Source organism: Paenibacillus sp. E222 (assembly GCF_013401555.1).
Taxonomy (GTDB): domain Bacteria; phylum Bacillota; class Bacilli; order Paenibacillales; family Paenibacillaceae; genus Paenibacillus.
Window position 1 is genome coordinate 6,687,680 of the sequence record NZ_CP058552.1, and the last position, 22,099, is coordinate 6,709,778.

At 48.9% G+C, this 22,099-nt stretch carries 21 protein-coding genes; 3 read left to right on the forward strand and 18 right to left on the reverse strand.

The features are described 5' to 3' along the window. Positions 1-39: 39 nt before the first annotated feature. The 15 genes from HW560_RS29595 to HW560_RS29665 all read right to left on the reverse strand — a co-directional run bounded on the left by HW560_RS29595 (position 40) and on the right by HW560_RS29665 (position 14,500). Entirely contained in the window at positions 40-960 is a 921-nt protein-coding gene (locus HW560_RS29595) for an SDR family oxidoreductase (protein WP_179265344.1), read from the reverse strand. Between the two features lie 86 nt (positions 961-1,046). Further along, positions 1,047-2,363 (reverse strand): F390 synthetase-related protein, encoded by a 1,317-nt coding sequence (locus HW560_RS29600; protein ID WP_179265345.1) that lies wholly within the window; start codon positions 2,361-2,363, stop codon positions 1,047-1,049. After that, entirely contained in the window at positions 2,360-3,220 is an 861-nt protein-coding gene (locus HW560_RS29605) for an MBL fold metallo-hydrolase (RefSeq protein WP_179265346.1), read from the reverse strand. The genes HW560_RS29600 and HW560_RS29605 overlap by 4 nt, the downstream gene beginning before the upstream one ends. Beyond that, complete coding sequence (locus HW560_RS29610) at positions 3,214-4,209, reverse strand: NAD-dependent epimerase/dehydratase family protein (RefSeq protein WP_179265347.1); 996 nt, start codon at positions 4,207-4,209, stop codon at positions 3,214-3,216. The genes HW560_RS29605 and HW560_RS29610 overlap by 7 nt, the downstream gene beginning before the upstream one ends. Continuing rightward, positions 4,206-5,507, reverse strand: a complete 1,302-nt coding sequence (locus HW560_RS29615; RefSeq protein WP_090895046.1) for an ATP-grasp domain-containing protein — start codon at positions 5,505-5,507, stop codon at positions 4,206-4,208. The genes HW560_RS29610 and HW560_RS29615 overlap by 4 nt, the downstream gene beginning before the upstream one ends. Next, on the reverse strand, positions 5,497-6,498 hold the full coding sequence (locus HW560_RS29620) for a beta-ketoacyl-ACP synthase III (RefSeq protein WP_179265348.1): 1,002 nt from the start codon (positions 6,496-6,498) through the stop codon (positions 5,497-5,499). The genes HW560_RS29615 and HW560_RS29620 overlap by 11 nt, the downstream gene beginning before the upstream one ends. Positions 6,499-6,761: 263 nt before the next feature. Continuing rightward, positions 6,762-7,643, reverse strand: a complete 882-nt coding sequence (locus HW560_RS29625) for a TIGR01777 family oxidoreductase (protein WP_179265349.1) — start codon at positions 7,641-7,643, stop codon at positions 6,762-6,764. 81 nt (positions 7,644-7,724) lie between these two features. Continuing rightward, the gene (locus HW560_RS29630) at positions 7,725-8,246 is read right to left on the reverse strand and encodes a hypothetical protein (protein WP_179265350.1); all 522 of its coding nucleotides are present in this window, start codon (positions 8,244-8,246) and stop codon (positions 7,725-7,727) included. 40 nt (positions 8,247-8,286) lie between these two features. After that, the gene (locus HW560_RS29635) at positions 8,287-8,844 is read right to left on the reverse strand and encodes a DJ-1/PfpI family protein (RefSeq protein WP_179265351.1); all 558 of its coding nucleotides are present in this window, start codon (positions 8,842-8,844) and stop codon (positions 8,287-8,289) included. An 18-nt stretch (positions 8,845-8,862) separates the two neighbouring features. Next, positions 8,863-9,384: a DUF4937 domain-containing protein gene (locus HW560_RS29640; RefSeq protein ID WP_090895034.1), complete on the reverse strand. Its 522-nt coding sequence runs from the start codon at positions 9,382-9,384 to the stop codon at positions 8,863-8,865. Between the two features lie 680 nt (positions 9,385-10,064). Then, positions 10,065-10,811 (reverse strand): YdcF family protein, encoded by a 747-nt coding sequence (locus HW560_RS29645; RefSeq protein WP_179265352.1) that lies wholly within the window; start codon positions 10,809-10,811, stop codon positions 10,065-10,067. A 52-nt stretch (positions 10,812-10,863) separates the two neighbouring features. Next, on the reverse strand, positions 10,864-11,415 hold the full coding sequence (locus HW560_RS29650) for a nucleotidyltransferase family protein (RefSeq protein ID WP_306459223.1): 552 nt from the start codon (positions 11,413-11,415) through the stop codon (positions 10,864-10,866). 259 nt (positions 11,416-11,674) lie between these two features. Next, positions 11,675-12,556 (reverse strand): glycoside hydrolase family 43 protein, encoded by an 882-nt coding sequence (locus HW560_RS29655; RefSeq protein ID WP_257032093.1) that lies wholly within the window; start codon positions 12,554-12,556, stop codon positions 11,675-11,677. A gap of 78 nt (positions 12,557-12,634) precedes the next feature. Beyond that, positions 12,635-13,492 carry a DMT family transporter gene (locus HW560_RS29660; RefSeq protein WP_257031491.1) on the reverse strand — a complete coding sequence of 286 codons (858 nt, stop codon included), beginning with the start codon at positions 13,490-13,492 and terminating at the stop codon, positions 12,635-12,637. A 42-nt stretch (positions 13,493-13,534) separates the two neighbouring features. After that, the gene (locus HW560_RS29665; RefSeq protein ID WP_257031492.1) at positions 13,535-14,500 is read right to left on the reverse strand and encodes a metallophosphoesterase family protein; all 966 of its coding nucleotides are present in this window, start codon (positions 14,498-14,500) and stop codon (positions 13,535-13,537) included. A gap of 262 nt (positions 14,501-14,762) precedes the next feature. On the opposite strand from HW560_RS29665, the gene HW560_RS29670 reads away from it, so the two are divergent. The 3 genes from HW560_RS29670 to HW560_RS29680 all read left to right on the forward strand — a co-directional run bounded on the left by HW560_RS29670 (position 14,763) and on the right by HW560_RS29680 (position 17,335). Further along, the gene (locus tag HW560_RS29670) at positions 14,763-15,533 is read left to right on the forward strand and encodes a DeoR/GlpR family DNA-binding transcription regulator (RefSeq protein ID WP_090895024.1); all 771 of its coding nucleotides are present in this window, start codon (positions 14,763-14,765) and stop codon (positions 15,531-15,533) included. A gap of 76 nt (positions 15,534-15,609) precedes the next feature. After that, on the forward strand, positions 15,610-16,140 hold the full coding sequence (locus HW560_RS29675) for a TetR/AcrR family transcriptional regulator (protein ID WP_090895021.1): 531 nt from the start codon (positions 15,610-15,612) through the stop codon (positions 16,138-16,140). Positions 16,141-16,228: 88 nt separating this feature from the next. Further along, a complete protein-coding gene (locus HW560_RS29680) occupies positions 16,229-17,335 on the forward strand; it encodes an MFS transporter (protein WP_179265355.1) in 1,107 nt (368 codons plus the stop codon). A gap of 35 nt (positions 17,336-17,370) precedes the next feature. Here the strand turns inward: HW560_RS29680 and HW560_RS29685 are convergent, their stop codons facing one another. The 3 genes from HW560_RS29685 to HW560_RS29695 form a co-directional block, all read right to left on the reverse strand. Then, a complete protein-coding gene (locus HW560_RS29685; RefSeq protein ID WP_179265356.1) occupies positions 17,371-18,405 on the reverse strand; it encodes a formylglycine-generating enzyme family protein in 1,035 nt (344 codons plus the stop codon). 28 nt (positions 18,406-18,433) lie between these two features. Further along, positions 18,434-20,332, reverse strand: a complete 1,899-nt coding sequence (locus HW560_RS29690; protein ID WP_179265357.1) for a rhamnogalacturonan lyase family protein — start codon at positions 20,330-20,332, stop codon at positions 18,434-18,436. A 234-nt stretch (positions 20,333-20,566) separates the two neighbouring features. Beyond that, positions 20,567-22,084, reverse strand: coding sequence for a sulfatase family protein (locus tag HW560_RS29695; RefSeq protein WP_257031493.1), 1,518 nt, complete (start codon positions 22,082-22,084; stop codon positions 20,567-20,569). Between the last annotated feature and the right edge of the window lie 15 nt (positions 22,085-22,099).

The window sequence follows — 22,099 nt, forward strand, 5'->3', positions numbered from 1 at the left end:
GCTCTTTACCCCCAGCATATTAGTTGAGTGCGTTTTGCTCTACTTCAGTCCACGAGCTATAATCCACTCCAGCCATTTCCATGGAAGCAGCAGCTTGCCGATGATAAGCAAACGCGAGCCTTTGCCCAGCGCGTAACGAAGCCTTGGTGCACGCATCCGTGCAATGCGAGCAATCAGATCGGCCACTTCCTGCGGGTCAGGTGCAGTCTCTCCAGCATGCTGGGAATAACGAAGAACCGCATCGAGCTTATCTTTATAGGGAGAATGATCACTTCTATGAATTTCACCCAGGCCTTTATTCCAGATGGGTGTACGATAAGCGCCTGGCTCTACGAGCACAACCCGGACGCCGAACGAAGACATCTCATGACGCAAACTTTCCGTGAAACCTTCCACGGCGAATTTGGATGCAGCATAGGGCGCATAACCTGGAAAACCGGACAGTCCGCTGACGCTGGACAAGTTGATGATCAATCCCTGCTTTTGCTCACGCATGACTGGCAGGACCGCACGTGTAACGGCAATCAAGCCGAACAGATTTGTTTCCATTTGCCGACGCCAATCTTCCATGGATACTTCCTCAATAAATCCGCCAAGTGCAAACCCTGCATTGTTCACCAGCATATCGATCCGCCCATGGTTTTGAAGTACCGTCTGAACAGCCTCCTGCACCGAATCAGCATCCGTCACATCCAGCCGAATAATCTGTACCCGATCCGATATACCCGCCTGCTCCGCCAGCCTTACCAATTTCACATTCCGACTCAAATCTCGCATCGTTGCCACAACACGATATCCTTGTTTAGCCAGCGTAATCGCCGTAAGCATGCCGAAGCCACTCGATGTACCCGTGATTAACGCCACAGGGGCGTTTGGGTCGAACTCTTTCGTTTTCCTCACGGTTGAACCTGTTTCGCCCTGTATATGATCGTTCTCTGTCTGTATCTTCTGTTCTGTCATCTGCTTGACCTCTTCCCTCGGTGGATTTCATGAATTTCGTAATTTAGTGAATTTATTTTCGTTACCACTATCCACATACGCTTCATTCAAGTGTGCTGTCTCTCCACTCGCCGCAGCTTCGTTATTCCCGGTTCAAACGTGTAAGGAACGAATCGGATATCGGGTACGCTGCATTCCAGCCGCTCTCCAAGCTTCATCAGCTCCCGCTGCACATCGGCTTCCACCTGCTGCATTCCTTCTTCTACCGCAAGCCGAAGCGATACTTCCAACATCCCGCTCGCTCGCTGTACGACCCGATAATGCTCAATAGTCGGAGAGGCTGCAATCACCGCACGTGTCACAAAATCCGGGAATACAGGTACGGCTTCGCCCGTTTGTCGATGTGGAAAATAAAGCGTGTCATCACAGCGGCCTTCAATCCGCTCAATGGCAGTGAATGGAGAACCACAGGCACAAGGAACCGCTGCCTCGGTCAGAATGTCGTTCAGCCGATACCGGATAATCGGCTGTGAGGTTCTGGAGAAGTCCGTAATTACAGGCACGAACCTCCGGGTCGCGGGATCAATGAACTCTTTTTCAATATGAACAATATCTTCATTCAAATGCAACGTACCGAAGCTACAGGTTGCGCCCAGAAATCCTTCCGTGCACTGGTACACCTGATGAATCGTTTGTCCAAAAACATGCTCCAGCACCTTGTGATCCAGCGGGTCCAGCACTTCAGCAACCGAAATGATTTTGTCCGGTACAGTGGTCAATGTGCCAGACGTATAAGCGTCAGCCAGCATTCTCAGCATGGAGGGCGGCGCTACCCATACGGTAGGTCGGTATGTTTCCATAAGTTTAACCAAAGTATCGACACGCTCTAACAGATCAAAATATTGAAATTGCAGCTTCCCCCGCTGCACCGATTCATACAGATTACTGTTGGCCCGGAGAAAAAAGGCGATTTTGGCAGGCTTCCACAGTCCGCCAGGCAGGAGCTTGGCCAGCACAGTCCCTGTCCACGCATCCTGCTCCTGATCACTCACCAGAAACAACCCCCGGTTGCCCGATGTGCCTGAGGACAATCCTACCGTCACACCCTGAACGGATGGCTTGAAATCACGCGTTTCCTCGCTTTGCCCGGCGAGAGCCATCGCTTCGTCCTTGGAGATGCCAACCGTGTTGAGCCGATCGAAATGCTGCATCATGATCGTTTTATCAATTAGCTTAAAGCTTCTCCAGTTGGATGCATCCACGTCACCCCACCACTCCCGGTAAAAAGGCGACTTTTTACGAACCCGCTCCACTTGCCGAATGATCTGGCGTTCCTGCCAGCGTTCAAGCTGCGTTCGTGTTTTCCATTTTCTCAATCCCCGTGCAAGTGCATAATGATAGACAATACGCATTGTATTACTCATACATCCTCAGCCCCTATACCCCAAGCATTCAGCGCTTCACGGCAATGACTGGGCACAATCCGTATCTCCGGAAACTGCTGATGCAACTGAACCAGTCTGTCAAAATTTCTTCGATACACCTGACGATCCGACATAATGATTCCAGCGAGTGCGTGAGGTCTGCGTTTCTCCTGAAAAGCACGACTCGACCACACGGCGTCCGCGCACAGAAAATAATCATGCGACTCGGTACTGAGCAAAATTCCCATCATGCCTTCCGCATGACCCGATACGTCAACACCCAGCAGACTGCCATCACCGAAAATATCGTATACCTGGGGAAAAGGAAAATCCTCACCCGCTCTCACCCATCGCTCTGGCTGCTTCGTAACAGGTAATGATCGCGCATCAAAGTCCTCTGGCAGCAGCCCAGACAGAAAGCCTGCCTTTACAGCCGCAATGGGGCCAAGTAAACGCACGGCGTCATAGGCTCTTGGCAGGTAGATCAATTGCGCCTGTGGAAAATCCCGCACACCTGCAATATGATCCCCATGAAAGTGCGAGAGGATGATGTACCGAATATCCGAAGCTTTCAACCCTATACGGGCCAGAAAATGCACCGCACTGTCTTCTTCACGATAGACCACAGGTGTAATGTGACGATACAGCGCGTTTGGCAAATGAGCGGTTTCCTTGAAAAAACGGGAGCTATATCCCGTGTCCAGCAGAATCGGACCATGTACAGGATGAATGATGCACGCAAAGCCGGCCGGAAAGGCCACCGGACGCAAACTTCCACCACGCAGCGTCAGAAACTCCGGATGTGTGCAGTAACCTGCTGCGCCCAGATGAAGTTTTACCGAGGTTGTTGTCAGCATGATTCAGCCCTCCACCAGTCTGCAAATTGTTGTAACCCCTCATCAATGGTCAACCGAGGCACATACCCCAGCTTCTCGCGGGCATCCGTAATATCCAGCGTCTGCGGGATAGATAACGAACCAACCGTATACCGAGTCAATTGAGGTTCTCCTAACGCAGGAATCAAGCGATGTACACGTTCCAGCACTCCGGCTGCTCCGTATGCTGCTCTGTAGGGAATGTTTCGACGGCGTAAAGGCATTTCCAGCATGCCAAACAACGTACTCACCAAATCCTGGAACGGTCTCGGATCCCCATTGGAAATATTATAGGCACGACCCAGCGCTTCTGTCTTGGCATCCCGGCATAACAACAGCGCATCCACCACGTTATCCACACAAGTCAGGTCAATAAGTGCCTGTCCGCCTCCGATCATAGGTACACCCGATTTTGCATTTGCTGCAACGATTCTGGGAAAAAGGGTCTGGTCATACGGGCCAAAAATGGCTCTCGGACGAATCATGATCGATGGAAGTCCATTAGCATGAGCCTTCAAAACCACTTGCTCAGCAAGCCGCTTGGTGGCAGCGTAATGATTGGCTGGTTTGGATGGCAAGGGGTCATTCTCATGTATGTCATATCGCGGACTGTAGTTAAAATATAAGCTCGGTGTTGATACATGAATGAAGCGCTGTACGCCACCTTTCATGCAACGGTCCACCAAATGCTGTGTCCCCTCCACATTACTGCTGTAAAAATCCCGGTATTTGCCCCATGGCGACGATAACGCCGCACAGTGAAACACAACATCCTGACCCGAACAGACCTCATTCACCGCCGCCTGATCTCGTATATCTCCGTTATAAAAGCGAATGCCTGCTGCCTCAAGCTGTGCACCGTGCCTTTGCTGGCGTCCCATACCCGTAACTTGCCAGCCTTGCTCTGCAAGCCGTATCGCCAGATGCCTGCCCAGACATCCGGTTGCTCCTGTAACCAATGCTCTATTCATCGTTGTTCACCGTTCCATTCTATGTCGTGAGTCAAAGCTTCAGTCAGCGAAAACTTATGTTCCCTTGCCAGCCGCCAGGCGGATAGTACAATTGCAAATTGCTCAAACAAAGGTTTCACATCGTGTCTCATATACACCACATCCCTCGTTCCCCGCCAAGCTGTCATCCAAGTCCGCAGGCTGCCCTTCCCCCAGAGCTGCTGCAATCCACTTCCCAGCATCGGAAACATCAACATCGCTTTGCTTCCTTGCTTAGGGACGATTACCTTTGCTGCTTTCACCAGTTCTTCAGGTGCAATTAAAGCACGTACCAAACCATCACCAGGGTGAAACAGATGGATTCCACTGGTCGCCCTCGGATTACACTCAATGGCATACACTTGTCCGTCCTCTGTTTCAATAAAATCAAAACCAATCTGCCCGCTAAACCCTGTCGCCTGTACAAATTGCCTTACCCACTCGTAAATCCCTTCATGTTCCACATGTTCAAAAAAAACACTCGCCCCTACGCTGCCCGTTCGATAGCGACTGTCGTAGGTCGTATGTGCAACGATTTTCCCTTCATAAGCTACGCTGTATGTACATAACATTTGCCCGGCAACATAAGCCTGCGCTACCCAAGGGGAAGCCGAGGATATTTCCATGTCACCAGGAGGATCATTCTGTAAACGGTGCTGCTTCATTTTACCCGCGTATATCTTCTGATCAGGTTCAGGTGCGCCTCCATCAAAGTCTGCTGTGGAGGATATCGGCATACGAACTCTGGCAGCAAAACGGGAATATACGGGCTTCCATACCCATTCCCCCTCTATTTCCAGATCAGCCTGCGCTTCCATCCATTCCTGCCGACTGTTGATTAGACGGGTATCTGGAACCGAAAGGCCAAGCGACTCTGCAAGCTGGATAAAGTGATATTTATGATGCAATTCATGCAGCTGCTCTATAGGCGAAACAAGTACACGGCAGTGATCACGCAGCCGCTCTGCTCCTTGAGCAATATAAAAAACTTCTTCACACATCGGAATCAACAAGTCGATCTGCCAGGCTTGAACCAGACTCTCCATCTCTAACAAGTAATTCTCTGTGTCATGACGTGGAGATGGAACCATGAAGCATTGCTCCACCGCACTGGACAATCTGCACAAATGACGCACCACGCTCTCCGCGACGTAAACCCGGTGACCCGCACGATGAAGCATACGCGCCAGATCAAGGGTTACCGGAGCCCGGCCGCCTGTGAGCAGCACATTTAAGGACGTGGATGATTGATGTCCATTCTTCGTGAATCTAGTAGTCAAAAATAAGTCCTCCCAGTGATAATCCGGCGGCTGTACCGATCATTAGCACCCGATCTCCCCTCTGAATGCGCTGCTGCTTGATCGCTTCATGCAGCCCCATTGGAATGGAAGCGGCAATGGTATTGCCGTGATTTCGTGTAATGTCCATAAAACGGTCCTCTTCGATTCCCAGCTTCTTACGGATCAGCCTCATCGCCATGGCACTTCCCTGATGCGGAATCACCAATTGAAAATCCTTCATCTGATTACCGGTTGCCTGCAACATATCGTCCATAAATGCTGGCAATAACCTGGAAGCCATACGGAAGATGGCCTGTCCATCCATATGAAAAAGATAGGGCTCCGGCTGCTCTGCCACATAGTTCGAGGCATGCAGACGAGTGCCCCCACCGGCAATTTCCGAGAAGCGTGCGCCGCGGCTGTACGTTTTCAGCGAAGCATGTACAATCTGCGAAGACTCTCCCTCAGCGGATCGTTCAATAATGACAGCAGCCGCTCCATCACCGAACAGGGCAGCACTTTCCTTGTTCGACCAATTCAATCCCTTCGAAGCGATCTCTGTAGCTACAAGCAGCACCCTTTTATAACGCCCGGCATCCACCATATAGGAGATAACATCCAACCCGTTCAGAAAACTTAAGCAAGTCGCATCCATGTCAAAAGCCGGTACCCCTGAATCCTGCTGCCCCATCGCCTGCTGAATGAATACCGCCGTACTGGGTAAAGGTTGTTCCTTCGTACCGCTCGTGCACACCAGACAGTCTATATCTGCGAACGTCAATCCCGCATCGGCAAGTGCGGCTTCAGCAGCCCTCGCTCCCATAAAGGAAGAGGTCTCTCCCCCCGAAGCGTAATGGCGAACACCTACACCTGTTGCTTTGCTGACCCAGCCCGCAGGCACCTGCAAACGGTGATCCAACTCCTCGTCGGTTACTTCCTGTTCAGGCAAGTACTTGCCTGTTCCCACAATTCTCACTCTTCTAAGCTGCATATGACCTACCTCTTTCTCTTCTTCTGACTGATCGATATAAGTACAACTAATGAATATTTACTTACATTAAAACTCCGATGACAGAACAACCTTCCGATCGCTGTTATCCAGTGAATGTTTAGTCGAACATATCTAAATGAAAATTACACTTCACCCCGCCTGCCTAAACGCCATGACGAAGTGCAGAAAATACAGCAGAAGGGCAGATATCTCTGCCCCTCCGATGTGTTATCTTTTTTATTCAATCACGTTGATTCATTTCCTTACTTCAAAATCTCGGCCAGTGCAAGATCGAGCGTATCATATTTGAATGTAAATCCTTCTCTTTCCAGCCTTTCGGGAATCACCCAGCGACTTTTGAGAACCAGTTCTGTTTCGGTCCGAATGAATCGCGCTCCCAGTTCCAGCATCCAGCGAGGTGAAGGAAGTCCAATCCGAACTCCCATCTGCCGCCGCAGACTCTCCATAAGCTGGCGATTCGTAACAGGATGCGGAGAGGACGCATTAAATACACCCTCCAGCTGCGGATGCTGCTGAACATAGATCACCATGCGGAACAAATCTTCTATATGAATCCAGCTAAACTGCTGGGTTCCAGGCCCTTGTGATCCACCCAGCCCAAAGCGGACCAGATTGGTGAGTGGCTCCATGACGCCACCTTCTCCCAGCACAATGGCAATCCGTAATGCAATCTGACGTGTAGACGGCAGACTGAATTCAAAAAAAGCCTTTTCCCACGCCTTGGCGACATCTACCGAGAATCCGGAGCCAATCTCGCCCTCTTCCTCCGTCATGGGGCGATCTTCTGCATGTCTATATATGGTGGCCGTGCTTGAATTAATCCATAGTTCAGGAGGATTGCTGCACGCCAGAACAGACTCGCCCAAAATGCGGGTTGTGCGTGTTCTGGATTCCAGAATGATTTTGCGGTTCTCGTCCGTGTAACGGCAGTTTACGGATTTTCCGGCCAGGTTAATCAGCAATTCTGCACCTTCAAGTGCCTGTATAATTCCAGCCTGGTTCTCCCAGGCAATATGACCGGGCTGGCGTGAGATAATGAGCACCTCATACCCAAGCTTCTTGAATCTTTGGGCAAAATCCTGACCTACAAACCCTGTTCCACCCGCCAACACAACCTTTTTCACGGTATCCCCTCATTTCCCCATACTGGGTAAAGCAAGTACGCTATATAGGACTAACACCATCTGCGACCGTTTTGTTTGATTTTAAATTGCGCCCAAGGCTGCGTATAAGCGATTGCGTTCTTCGATCGCCCAGGCGTTCGCTGGGTTTTGCTCCAACTGATACATGAGCTCATCATGGAAATCATGAATCATGAACCCTTCAGGCAAATTCCCCAGCATGGCTGTAAAATTGTATTCAGGCAGTTTTCTTTGTCCTTTACCGATCTGCTTCAACCATTCCATCCATTCGGCAAGCGTCAGCACTTCTGCCTGCCATAGTTCAGCCTGTAATCCAAGTGCATCCTGAAGCTGCTCATAAGCAGATGACTCGGAGAAGGGACGACAAGCTTGCACAGCCAGTTCATACAACTCGATGACTGCGCGCCGCACCTCATGCTCAAGCTCAATCTCCAACCCTTCCATGAAGTCCTGAACTTTAATTGTCCGCCCGTCATCATATAGTAATGGTGCGTGTGCCAACAGACGTACAATCTCTTCCATGTCATGCGCTGAAACTTTCTTTTGCTCATAGAGAGCAGGTAACATATATGCTGTAATGATCATTCACTCCTACATCGTTCTTCTATTAATGACGTATATTATATCATGATTTGGCGTTGAAATATTTGAACACTTGAATCGTTTCTTCCAGATCTTCAGCACCTGAATAGATATTCATCACTTTACCGATTTCGATTCCAAAATCCACATAAGCACTCGCCTTGGCTGTAATGATATGTCCATCAACAACAACACCTTCATTTACATATTTCCCTTGGGCTGTGACTGCTCTCATCTCGGATTCAGCATTAGTCGTAAATGATGTGCTGTCCAATATTTGTGCTTGACCGAACAATAATGTTCCTGCACAGATGGCTGCAATGGGCGTCTTGCGCTCATGAAGTTCTTTGATGAAGTACATCAAGTCCGGACGTTGCAGCATTGCCGTAACATCTCCTCCGGGAATGATGAAAAGGTCCACTTCGGACGGATTAATCTCATTTAGTAGAGCAGAGGGATTAACTGAAAATCCCTCATATGACTGTAACGGTCCCTTTTCCAACGCCACCGTTATGATGTCTCCTTGCGTTTTCATAAAATAGCTGGCTAACATAATCTCAAAGGATACGTATCCTTCAAATAATAATATGTATGTTTTCAAATTTAACTACCTCCTTCCTTATGGTTCTACTCTTGATACATTCCAGTCCGTAATTGTTGTAAAGCCTGCCTCCCATTGCATCCCATCAGGCACACCGTCCAGTGGTTTCCATCCGACAAAACTCATGGATGCGTCTGGATCATACGGTTGTAATAAAAGCCCATCAGGTATTGTAGCATCTAACAAAGTCCCGGATTCTGTGCATTTATAAACGTAGAATTGATGTGATGCTTCTGCCTGAGAGACAAACATATTATTTACGTTAGCAGAGTACAAACAAACGCTGATAGACGTGTATGTATCTATCTGACGGTTGTTGCTTATCAGCTGATCATGAGTCGACCTCATGAATTCGTCATAAGCAGTTTTGGTGCCCCATATCGCCAGGATTACAGCTTGCCGGGGGTTCAACAGATTCCAGCCACCTCGTTGCATCACAAAACCCGGTGCCTTGATTAGTTCCCCCCACTTGGATTGCGCCGAATAAAATGCTTTTTGATGCTGCTCTTCTACTTCACACCAAATGATCTTAAATAGCATCGTAACACCCTCTCTTTCAAGTCACCACCCAATTCTATTTCAGTCTTCCAACCATCTCATTGTACAAGATCCTTTCAGAATATTGGTATTTTTCACCACAAAAAGACAGCCCTTTACGCTACTTGGCGTCGGTGGCTGTCTGCATGTAAGCACATTATAAATGATCAGTAAGCAAACATAATATGTAGGATTATTAAAGATTATTTAAGATGTGTAAGCATTTTCTTTTCCTAAGGAACATAAGACGTCTTATTTGGCCTCTAAACCCTCTTTTACAATCGTAAGGAACCTCAGGCGTGTTATTTCCTAAAAATGCCCTAAAAAAACGCTATAACAGCCCTAAATTCCGATATAGCTTGTCTCAGATTCCTTAGCCTTCTCAGAATACTTTACCCCCCTTAATAACACGTCTCAGGTTCGTTAAGCGCTCCACCCTCTGCTTCAACCGATAGGGAGAGGGACGTCCACGATTTCGACGAAGCGGAGGTTGAACGAAGATCTTACAATGAATATTTTGCCCTCAAATCATTTTTCGATCGCAGTTACCCTCATATTTTCCTTTCCATACTTTTCAGAATGTAAAGATATTAGATAACAAAAAAAGCAATGCTCCACTCGTTTAAGAGTGAGGCATTGCCTATTTTAATTTATACGTCGTAAACTGAAAAACCTTCTCGGGTTTATCGCGTTAACAGATAGAGTAATGCTTTGATTGTCCCAAAATACTCCCGGATCATATTGATCGGTTTCAGATAACCCGGTGAAGGAGCCGATATACCATATTCAGCGGCGTAACCGTTCTTGGCGGCCAGATACTTGGATCTGAACATATGGTAATCACTTGTGACAATCATGATCTCGGGATGCTCCAGCCCGGATGCATCAATGATTTTTTTGGAAAAAGCCATATTCTCCTGGGTGCTCGTCGATCGATCTTCCATAATGACTTGCGCAGGGCTGATTCCCTGATCAACAAGGTAGTTTTTCATGGCGAGCGCTTCCGGAATGGATTCCCCCGGCCCCTGCCCGCCGGATACAATCACTGGCGTCTGAGGATGACTGCGGATATAGTCCAGACTGGCATCCAGCCTTTGTTTCAAAGTCAATGTCAATTCCGTTCCTTTGATGCCTGAGCCGAGAATGATGACATAGTCCGCTTCTTCCGGATCATTCGCGTTAAGCTGAGTAAACACAAGGGCTTCGATAATGACGAATGAAACCGCAACGATCCCGAAGCCGGTAAGCAGAATGCGTTTTAGGAGAATATGCTTTTGATAATCAATCCGCCTTAACACGATAAAGACTACAGTGATCATGCCATAAAACTTCACTGCGAAGTTCCAGCCCCAGAAGACCAGAAAGAACACAAAACATGCAATGAAAATAAGATCAAGGATTAGGCCTTTTTCTCGTATAAACTTTTTCATAAATCCAGTAACACTCCTTCTTGGGCCTTCACTTCCGTCATATGCCCTTGATTCAGGATTTTATGATCGTGAGCTTGGGCCACTGTTGTTGCCAGCATTTCTTTTTTACACGCTGATTATAGTAGTCTGCATCCGAGAAAAACGGACTTTGGCGTACGATTAACGCATACAGATCCTCCAGCCCATGCGGGGCACAGATACGCACCTGACCCTGTTCATCTAACCTCACACCTATGGCTGTGACGATTTCTGGCCAATATCGAAGAGCGTCTTCTGTGGATTGATAGGGCTTATTTCCATTGCGCAGATGCATCCTCGCCTGATTTTTCACCGACCACTTGGAATTGCCTGTTTGCTCGCGAAGCCCTTGTTCCAGCAGCAAGTCCCTTTTCTCACGTATGTCTTTCGTATCGTAGTAAACCACATCAATATCGCTGTGCAGTTCGCGTAGAGGATAGCCATGAAGCACATCCCAGATATAATTGCGAATATACCCCGCACCTATGTAACACTGAGGCAAATCCAGACTGCGAACCCGCCGCAGGTCGTGCATTAATGGTTCATGCTCCGTAATCGCCTGGATCAACTTTTCCTCATGCAGCATATAAGTCTCTCCCCATCACTCTGTTCATTTCATTGTAGAGCTATCATTACTCCCTTTTACATTATCGACACGTTGTTCCTTCCAATATATCATGTTTGAGTACCTGCGATAAAATAAACAAATCCCCTCGGGCAGTCATCCTAAGCTCATCTTGAACAGATGTTCCTTAAGATCATTTACCCTGAGGGGATGAATTGAAGAGTTAATTAAGTGATTAGAACAGTGCCTTTTCCGAATACGTGATCTGCATTTTCAGCATTTACATTGGATTATCCATAAGCGTCAGTTGTCCGTTCTTCTCCTGCATTCGGAAAATAACGGGTCGTTCATTCGGATGATTGTTCGGAGCGTGAATGGTGAGGCACAGTTGTCCTTCGAACGTTCGAAACAACATCCCGTGTCCTCCATTATTGGTGAACAACGGCCTGTCATCCTGCTTCCATGGACCTTGCGGTCTGCCGGACACCGAGCGGGCCAGCCCCATTGTATAACCGTCTTGACCGGATGTGGACCACATCATGACGAGTTCATCATTTTGCATGCGATATAGAAACGGACCATCCGTGACATAACGGTTTCGCTGTTCTCCACCTCCGACAGACCATGACGCTTCGGAAGCTTTGAATAACAGATCAGGCTTGCCTATCGTTCCTTTCAGATCGGGCTTCAGACGTACCGCGTACATCTCCCCATCCTCCACCTGCACCCATTCTTTGCAAAAGATCATCCATGGATCACCCTGATCGTCCACATACAATGTACCGTCCAGGCATTCCCAATCGGGAGGCGTTAGGGAGCGGCACCACAATTCAAAAGGCCCCTCCGGCTGATCAGCTACCAATACACCTGTTACCCGCGGAATGCCTTCTGCCTTGAAACTGGCAAACATATAAAAGCGACCTTCCCATTCATAGACTTCCGGGGCCCAATAGTGGTGATCGGACCAGAAGTCCGCTGGTGCACGGAAGCATGGGGAAGGACCGCTCCAATGGATCAGGTCTTCACTCTCATAGACATCAAAACCGATGGCTGGGCCGTTCCACACATTTTGCCCGATAGAGCCGTATAAATAATATTTCTTGCGCGATGGTATAGCCAGTATGTAGGGATCACGAAAATGAATATCTTCCAAACGGTGCACGTTCAATGGCTCATCCTCCTCATGAAAGCGGTTCATTAACCATGAGTATACACCATATCTCCAAATACTGGAATTCCATTAACCCCACATGCCAATCAGCAATATGCCGCCAAAAATAACGATGGAACAGAGAATCCGCTTCTTCCCCTGCTGTTCTTTTAGTAACAAAATACCGAGGAAGGCCGCAAATACGGTTCCTACTTCCCGAAGCGGGCCGAGTCTGGCCATTGGCGCCTGCTGCAATGCGAACAGGAACAACAAGTACGAGCCCGGATTCAGCAGTGCTCCAAGCATAATGGTTGATCGATTCTTCTGCCACTCCTGACGCAGTTGGCGGGAAGCGAGCAGAGCCGGAGTCAATCCGGCAACAAAGCCAATGTTCGTCACTTCAAGTAACGACAGGGGTGAAATATGCTCTAGATTTAATTTGTCCACGAACACATAACTGGTTGTACATAACCCGACACATAAGGCCATCAGAACCGGCTTAGATCCTATTACCCTTGAGCCAGATTTGCCGTCTCTGCTTCCCACACCACTCAGCACCGTAAATCCTACAATCATGCAGGCAATACCAAGCCAGCCAAACATGGATAACGTTTCCCCCAGAAAAGCAACACCGATCAATGGCACCAGCAAGGTGCTCGTTCCCCGCATAATCGGATAAATCTGCGACAAATCGCCCAATTCATACGTCTGCGACAGCAGCCAGGAATACAAGGCTTGCAGTGCCATCGATAACACAAGCAGCGCATAGGCTGACATGGATAATGGTTCCCGTACCAACTCCACGATGAGCACAGGCAGCAGTATTACGGTCGGAATCATCATGATGGACCATAAAAACACACTTTTGTTTAAGCTGCGTTTGGTGAACATACTCCAGACAGCGTGAGCCATCCCGGAAGCGAGCACCAGAACTATAGGTAAAATCATAATTCAAACGTTCCTCTCTAATGCCTTGCTCTTCTATATTCTCTAATGTGCCGAAGTGCTCTCAGGTTGATGTTCTGGCTGTTCCTTCACGACCGATCCGTCTTCCAGACGAAGCCAGGTATCAAAGCCTCGTTGTCCCGCCTGCAATTGAATGACCCGTCCTCCGCGCAGCATGCCTTCCCTTCCATATGTACTGTGTCCACTCGAACGCCCGTAGCAGAGTCGAATGCCGTGGTAAGTCCCCTGAAAATCATTCACATGATCATGTCCGCAAAAGGTCCCCATCACATCGCCCATCTCCAGCATTGCAGAGAACAGACCCGAGTTCACTTGAGCAGAGCAGACAGGCTCGTACTTGCTGCCATAACAGATCTGTGTGTCCCACATGGACTGATATTCAGGAATCGGGATATGGAAAAACGCCAGGGCTGGGAGCTTCTCCCCGCGGCTGCGGCCGGGATTGACGCGTGTGGATTCAGACATCAGCCACTGGATCTGATTGGGCTGAATCCAGCCATAACCGGGAACGGACTCGAACCGGGAATAGCTCCCTGAATCGAGTAAATACAACACTGCTGCCGGACGGCCATCCGCTCCGGCAATCTCCAATGTGTAATTGCCTAGTCCCGCAATCTCACGCGGTCCCGGTTCCGTCACGGTATGCGCATGCTCCTGAATCACATCCATTAATCCATCGGGGGTAATCCGATTCTCTGTATCATGGTTGCCATACACAAAAGCCCACGGAATACCACGCTCTTCCACTACCGACACGGCATCCCGGAATGCCTGCTGCGGGTGTTCACATTCCTTATTGCCAGGATCAACCGGTCCCGTGTAGATGACATCGCCTGTAAATACAACCAGATCAGGCTGTTCCGCTTCAATGACCGTTTTCATCAATTGCCGGGTCCGAAGATCTTCAGGTCGCCCGTCCTTCCAGTGTAGATCTGTAAACTGCACGATTTTGAATGTCCCATTTTGTTGAAAAGCAAGCTGACGTTTCACCCTTTTTCCTCCCTGATGATCCATGTACTATGGATTAAAATTTCGATGTTGTTTGTTGTGGTTTTTCGTTGTTTTATATGATCTTATCGCCACATCATATTACTGTCAATACATATTAAGAACAGAATATTCTCCTCGTTAGCATTTCAAAATTGACAAGGTCTTCTCTCCAACTTAAACTATTAAAACAACAACAATCCACACTATCTCACAACTCTAAACTAAATAGAACTTAGAATCGAAACTTCAGGAGGCACGACCCATGTCTTTAACGTATGAAGAACGAAGACACACCATTCTTATCCAGCTTGCTACCCAGGGCAAGGTTCAGGTACAGGTTCTCGCGGATCTGTTCCAGGTATCCACGGAGACAATTCGGCGGGATCTGGACCGACTTGAAAAGGAAGGCGAATTGCGCAAAGTATACGGAGGTGCTGTACGTGTACGTTCAGGCATGATCGAAGCCCCTTTTCAAAAGCGTGCGCAGCTTCAGCTGAACGAAAAGCAGGCCATTGGCGTGGCAGCCGCCTCTCTGATTGAGGATGGAGAGACCGTAATGCTCGACAACGGCACAACAACGCTGGAGATCATGCGACAGCTGCGACATCGGTCTCAGGTGACCGTCATAACCAACTCCGTCCCCATTCTTACCTGTGCACTGGAGGAATTTGCAGGCAAAATCATTTTCGCCGGAGGAGAAGTCACCCCGGTCGTACAAGCCTCTACTGGCCCCATTGCTCATGAATTGCTCAGTCAATTCAAAGTCAACAAGGCGTTCATCTCAGCAGGCGGTGTTTCGTTAACGGATGGGATCACAGATTATGTACTCGAAGAGGCACTCATCTCGCGCAAAATGATGGAGCGTGCGGAGGAAGCCATTTTGGTAGCGGATCATACCAAGTTTGGACGTTCCACCTTCGCCCAGATTGCACCTATTAATCAAATATCCATGGTGATTACAGATTCAGGATGTCCCACAGAATGGGTAGATGCTCTCCACCAAATGGAAATCGAAATGGTTCACAACATTTGACAATGTGAGCCATTTTCTATATTTTAGAAGTATAATGATCGTTCTATCTCATTCTGAAAGGAGCGTATTACTTCTTATGAGCAGTAAAAAGGAAATGCTGTTGAACGTGGCTGAGGAATTATTCTACCTGCACGGCTTTCATTCTATCGGCTTGAAGCGAATCATCACAGATGCCGGGATCGCCATCATGACGTTATATAATCACTTCAACTCCAAGGATGATCTCATCGTTGAAGTACTTCGGCGGCGCGAACAGCGCTATCTGGAGCAGCTGCGGCAGTATGCCGACAACAAAGCGCAGCCCGTATTCCTCAATCTGGCGGAAGGACATGCACGCTGGTTGATGGAACATGAGTCAAGAGGATGTCTGTTTCTGCGTGCCAAGGAGGAATTTGGCGGAGATCCAGACAACGTCATCGTACAAACTGTCAACGCGCATAAGAAACATGTGATGACCTTGATCAAAAATCTTGATCCTGCCGCAAGCGACCGTGCAGTGTTGCAATTTAACCTGCTGCTGGAGGGTTCTACTGCACTCGCTGAGACAGAAAATGTAAATAACGTATGTCGGGAACTCATTGACATGACGCAGAATAGTTTCAAGTAGTCCCACACAGGGTGAGTTAGTAGTTCAACTCACTTTTTTATTTCAAAGAAAATATAATGATCGTTCTATATAAAAGGCGGTGGATTTGATGAAAAAAATTATTTTCCCAGGGATTGCCCTTATCGCTGTATGTTATGCATTCGGGAGATTCAGCTATGGGCTGTTTATGCCGGAGATCTCGGAAGCACTCCAACTGGACGATGCCCAATCCGGAGCAATTAATTCCGCAACCTACATTGCTTATTGCCTGTCTCTACTTAGTGCTCCGCTGTTAATTAATCGCATCGGGCACTATCATGTCATTCAAATCGCGGGTATTAGTGCTGTGCTCGGTTTATTGGGCATTGGCTTATCTCCAAATGCATTTGTTCTCACACTCGGCGTTTTTCTTGCCGGATTAAGTACAGGCTTGGCCTCTCCTGCATTGGGTAACACCGTCTATGCTGAGCTTGCGCCTGATCAGCAAGCCAGAGGGAATAGCTGGATTAACACAGGTACCAGCTTTGGCATTATCATATCCGGTCCGATCTACTGGCTGTTCACCGAGTATTGGCGTTTGACCTACATCTTCTTTGCTGTTCTGGGTATTGTGGTGGTGTTATGGAATAGTCGCGTTCTCTCCACACGCAAAACAGAGCCTTGTACCAAGTCCCTCTGGGCATCCATGAAGCCGACCAGACCCGGCGTGGCTCTGCTCATGGCTTCCCTTCTGACAGGTATCAGTTCTGCGATCTATTGGACCTTTGCCCGTAACTTCCTCACAGACGAAAAAGGGGCCTCCGATTCGGAAGCCGTACTGTTCTGGATTGTGATGGGAATTATGGGGATTCTCGGCGGATGTGCTGGCCGGATTATTGAACGCATCGGAATTGGATGGTCCTATCGGATAGGCCTTCTGCTCTTGTCTGTTTCACTTGGCGTGATCCTTCTTCCATCGATGGCCGCCAGCCTGGTCTCAGCCGTTATGTTCGGCAGTACCTATATTTTCCTGACCAGTGTATTCATCGTGTGGGCGACCAGGCTATTTCGTCCAAATACGTCCATTGGGATCAGCCTTGCTTTTCTCGCGCTTGGTGCAGGACAGTTCATAGGTTCATCGTTAGCGGGTTACACCATTGAGATGTTCTCTAACACTACAGCATTTCTGGCCTTTGCTGTACTGGGTCTGTTCGGATTACTTATTCGGGTGAAATAGCCCGAGCCTTACTCTACAAACAAACAGACCATAGACTATACATCCGCTGCACATCTGAAACCGATATGCCCGGTAGATGTATCAGGCGTGTTGGGGATTCTCGCCGCCACTCTATAGCGATTGCAGTAGGAACGGTGGCATAGATAGGAACCACCTTTTAACACCTTGCGATCTTCATGAGGAGATAATTCCGTGTCAGCAGCCGCAGCCTTCTCATGATCCGTAGTGTAGTTGTCAGCGCACCACTCCCATACATTGCCTGACATATTATAAAGTCCGTATGCATTGGGAGGAAACGATTGGGATGGAGCGGTGCCTGCATAACCGTCGGCTGCATTATTTTTCGTCGGAAATACACCCTGCCAGATGTTGCAATTGTGCTGTCCATCCGGCCTTAACGTATCGCCCCAGGGATATTTTTTCTGTATCAGGCCACCCCGGGCTGCGTATTCCCATTCGGCTTCTGTGGGCAGACGTTTACCCTCCCAGCGGCAATACGCATTGGCATCATTCCATGAGATATGAAGAACCGGATGATCAGAGCGATCATTCACATGAGATTCGGGTCCTTCGGGATGAGCCCAATCTGCACCTTCAACAACCCACCACCAGGGTGTCTGTTGTACAACGGTTCGAACTTGAGCCGCCGTTTGCGGAGAAACGAACAGATGAAAAACAAAAGACCAGCCAAACCGCTCCGCCTCAGTCCGATACCCCGTCTCACGTACAAACTGTGCAAACTCCGCATTGGTTACCGTACAGGTATCAAGATAAAAGGAGTTCACCTGAACTTCCCTGACGGGGCCTTCCCCGTCTGCTTCAAAAGCTTCGGGGTCATTTGTGCCCATCAGGAAACGTCCACCTTCAATACGAATGCTTTCTTTCTTCACTGCTCTATCGGTTAGAGCTATCGTGAAGTCAGCTGAATAACTAGTATGACTGGATGGCTTGTCTTCAACAGCCTCTACCGATGCAGCCGTTTCCTCTGACAGACTCTTTTCCTCCAGCTTGCCGCCCCGACTTGCAGCGCAGCAGCAGGAAGAAGATTTCTTTGGCAGCTGATCATGCATCTGGGAAGCATCCCCTTCCATAGGTAGTTTAAGACTCGTTGTCCCTATTGTACACGGCAGGGCGAATATTCGGATACGGTGGTGTTGTCATTCCTTCACCCAGATAATAATCGGTTAGCAAAGACTGCATATATCCTTTGACAGCCAGTCCGTTACGGTATGCCTGATTATGCGGCAGTGTGTAGATGCGGACATCCGACGGTATAGTGGTTGTGTACAGACGCAATTCTTGGAAATCACTCGTCTCATACAGAATCTCTTCCCGCCAGTCCCCGAGCAGATCCCCATACATTACAGGGGCGTTTCTGGAATTCACGCGAACATCATCAGCTGTAAACAGACGTGTCGTCGTGTTCTGCTGCCAGTTCCACTTTTCCACAAAGTTCTTATCCAGCAGCTCGCCGAGCACATCTCCATCCCACCAGATTTGGAAGTTCGTTGATGGTTGAACCGAACTGATCACTTCACCATCCACATTATAGATATTGCCTGAACTGGACCACATCTCAAGCCCTCTGTGCCGTGGATCAATATCCGCCAATGTCCCTCTTGCCACGTCCTGGGGCACTTCTCCCGTACGAATGATCTCACCCGTCACTGCATCCGCGTAAAACCAAGGAAATTGATTAAAGTTGCCGTTCTCCGCCTGCTGGATTCCGAACTGCTCCAGCCCCGGCCGATCCGGATCAATATCCGCAATGTGGAACCGATCACCATGGACTACACCTGGCAGACTGTATAATGTCTCTCCGTTATCATCCAGTGCCCAGCCGCCAAAAGACACCTCATCCTTTCCATCCCCATCGAGATCCAATATGCGAATCTGATGGAAAAACTCACCGTCAGTCCCTACATGTCTCCATCGCTCGGTTAGGGCTCCGCCTGCGTAGTCATAAGCTGACGTCACATACTGGAAATTGCGGCTGAGCGCACGATTCTTGAGCGCCGTAATCAGGCTCGGATGTTCACCATCCAGATAAGCAATACCAAAGTGCCCGCTGAGCGGTCCATCAGCTGCATAATCATTCGTAATTGTAGTGCGTGCAGCTTCTGTACCCGCCAATCCATCCACGACAGATACATACTGTGCGCGCTGCACTGTAGCAGGGACGACCTGACCATCGGCAAACGTCACACCTTCAAAGGTACGCAGCAGTACCTCAGCCTTTCCGTCACTATCCAGATCAAATACTGTAATATTGTCGTTGTCACGCCAGCCGCCCAGTCCAGCCACACCGAATTCGCTCACCGAAGCAGGTGGCGCATTATATGTATCGATTGTGGTCACGCTGTAAGGCCCCAGATCAATTCGCCATAGGAAACCTTCAGTCAGGCTATACGCCTCCACGTATTTGTTACCTCCGTTCACCGGAATCCGGGTGACTACAACTTCATATTCCCCATCGCCGTCCAGATCGCCTGGCCAGCCATGCTGGATAAAATAATCAGACGGATTGGACGTTATGTTTTGCAGCGGAATACTGAAATAATTGCGAATCTCGGGATTTGCGGCCAGCACCACCTCTGCACTTGTACCCTGGAAAGTACCATCCACATAAGACTTCACGATATACGTATGGCTCTGGTTAACATCCACGTCTGTATCCGTATAATTGGTTCCCTGCGTCAAAGGCTGGGTATTCAGCTTCACCTCTGCTGTGCCCGTCCGTCGATACACATCGAAGGTTACCTGCTGCGGTTCGGTCCCAAGTAAACGCCAGCTCAGATAAACTTTGTTCTCACCCAGGTACACGGCAGTAAGGCCTCGTCCCAAGTTTTCTACCAGTCGTGGGGCAGACACTTCTGCGGCCTCTGCCTTGGGTGCTATACCTCCGGTTGAAGCCAAGCCTGTCAATCCAATGACTCCACTCAATAGCCATGTGAACAGCACTTTCTTTCCTTTTGCCACAGTCATTTCGGTTTTCATCAATAATTACCTCCATTGATTAGATTGGCAAAAACTCATAAACCGTCTGATATCTTACGCCAAGCTCCCCTCCTTATCCGGTCATAAAAAAAGCAAAGCAGATGATCTCCACCCTTTAGCCGACGTCTCTCAATCGTCTAAGGGGGGCAACAATCTTCGCTTTGCCTCCGGTTGCCCGGTCAACGGATACACTTGGTACTTCACACACTTATAAACAACTCAATGTTACTCTTTTTACGTCTCCAACGGCTTGGTGCCACCACGATCATAGAAGAACGGTCCCTTGGCCCAGCTAACGGCCAGATGCATCAACAGTTCAGTCTTTAACTGCTCCCGGACTGCAGCATGCTGCTCTTCATCATACAGATTCGTCCATTCATGGGGGTCAACGGTCAGGTGATATAATTCACCTTTTGTTTCATGTACCCTGGAGGCCGATTCCTTAACAGAGCCTTCGATGTACAGAATGAGCTTCCACTCCGTTGTACGCCACATATAAGCCGGGGCCGAATGGGGTGCTGTTACACCTTTACCATGAAATTCACAGAACGTTCCACGATGCCGGAGCTTGCCCAGTAAGTTCACACCCGGTAGCATCGGGTTGGCCTCTAATCCTGCTGCTTGCGTTAATGTAGGCACAAGATCGACCAATTCGGCGGGTTGCTGATCCATAGTTCCTCGCTTCTGTTCCGGAATGTACGTACCGGACAAAATCAGCGGCACTCTTACGCTGCTGTCATACAGATTATATTTGGTGAAGCGGTATTGCCTTTCCCCCAACATCTCTCCATGATCCGATACAAATACAATCAGCGCATTCTCCAGCCTTCCGAGCTGCTCCAGCTTATCCAATGCCAACCCAAAATAGTGATCCAGCCAGGAGCAATTCGCCCAGTACCTCAATGTGGTTCTTCTTCTCTCCTCCGAACTGCGCTGCTCCCATACGGCCTTCTTGTCCAGATAAGACTGACGACTGTTCACATTCAGATCATCCGAGGCTGCCAGATGAGTATTCAATTCGTCTTCCCATGGTGGCTGCGGAATGTCCGGGATATCCTCCAGTCGGTAGAGGTCTTCAAATTGTTGGGGTACGTTGAACCCGGCATGCGGCTTGAGAAAGGACAAATAAAAAAACAGCGGCCTCTCCGGATCTACTCCGTCATCCAGAAATTGCAGTGCCTGTTCGGCTACCCATCCATCCCGATGCTGGTTCATCGGAATTCGGCTGGTGAACCCGGTATAACCGTTGACATTTTCCTCCCCGCCCCCAAAGTCCTTCGTCTCCTGATGATAAGCCTCCAGCGCTTCGGGATGGGTGTCCCCCATCATCCTTGCCCCCTGCTCATAATGACCACTCTGGCGGGAGAGACCGATCGATCTCACTTCAAACCCGCGTGTAGATGGCTCGTCTATACCCTCGCTATGGTTCCAATGCGTTTTTCCAAACCCCGCCGTCTGATACCCTGCGCGATGCATCAACTCAGGCAACGGCTGAGAAGGCAGCTTGTCTTCCTCAAACAAACCACCATAATTCGTTCGAACTCCAAGCTGCGACGGATAGTATCCCATCATCATAGAGCTTCGGCTGGGTGCACACATCGGGGATTGGCAGACCGCATCCTGGAAAGTAATTCCCTCGGCTGCAAGCTTATCCAGATTCGGCGTATGAATATGCTCATTAAAGGTCCCAATACAGTCCCATCGCTGCTGATCCGTCATAAGAAAAATAATGTTTGGCTTGTGCTGTGACACGTTAGATCCTACACT

Coding starts and splice junctions, on each gene's coding strand:
- HW560_RS29595 (WP_179265344.1), bottom strand. CDS start 960: ATGACAGAACAGAAGATACAGACAGAGAACGATCATATACAGGGCGAA.
- HW560_RS29600 (WP_179265345.1), bottom strand. CDS start 2,363: ATGAGTAATACAATGCGTATTGTCTATCATTATGCACTTGCACGGGGA.
- HW560_RS29605 (WP_179265346.1), bottom strand. CDS start 3,220: ATGCTGACAACAACCTCGGTAAAACTTCATCTGGGCGCAGCAGGTTAC.
- HW560_RS29610 (WP_179265347.1), bottom strand. CDS start 4,209: ATGAATAGAGCATTGGTTACAGGAGCAACCGGATGTCTGGGCAGGCAT.
- HW560_RS29620 (WP_179265348.1), bottom strand. CDS start 6,498: ATGCAGCTTAGAAGAGTGAGAATTGTGGGAACAGGCAAGTACTTGCCT.
- HW560_RS29630 (WP_179265350.1), bottom strand. CDS start 8,246: ATGATCATTACAGCATATATGTTACCTGCTCTCTATGAGCAAAAGAAA.
- HW560_RS29640 (WP_090895034.1), bottom strand. CDS start 9,384: ATGCTATTTAAGATCATTTGGTGTGAAGTAGAAGAGCAGCATCAAAAA.
- HW560_RS29645 (WP_179265352.1), bottom strand. CDS start 10,811: ATGAAAAAGTTTATACGAGAAAAAGGCCTAATCCTTGATCTTATTTTC.
- HW560_RS29650 (WP_306459223.1), bottom strand. CDS start 11,415: ATGCTGCATGAGGAAAAGTTGATCCAGGCGATTACGGAGCATGAACCA.
- HW560_RS29660 (WP_257031491.1), bottom strand. CDS start 13,492: ATGATTTTACCTATAGTTCTGGTGCTCGCTTCCGGGATGGCTCACGCT.
- HW560_RS29670 (WP_090895024.1), top strand. CDS start 14,763: ATGTCTTTAACGTATGAAGAACGAAGACACACCATTCTTATCCAGCTT.
- HW560_RS29675 (WP_090895021.1), top strand. CDS start 15,610: ATGAGCAGTAAAAAGGAAATGCTGTTGAACGTGGCTGAGGAATTATTC.
- HW560_RS29680 (WP_179265355.1), top strand. CDS start 16,229: ATGAAAAAAATTATTTTCCCAGGGATTGCCCTTATCGCTGTATGTTAT.
- HW560_RS29685 (WP_179265356.1), bottom strand. CDS start 18,405: ATGCATGATCAGCTGCCAAAGAAATCTTCTTCCTGCTGCTGCGCTGCA.
- HW560_RS29690 (WP_179265357.1), bottom strand. CDS start 20,332: ATGAAAACCGAAATGACTGTGGCAAAAGGAAAGAAAGTGCTGTTCACA.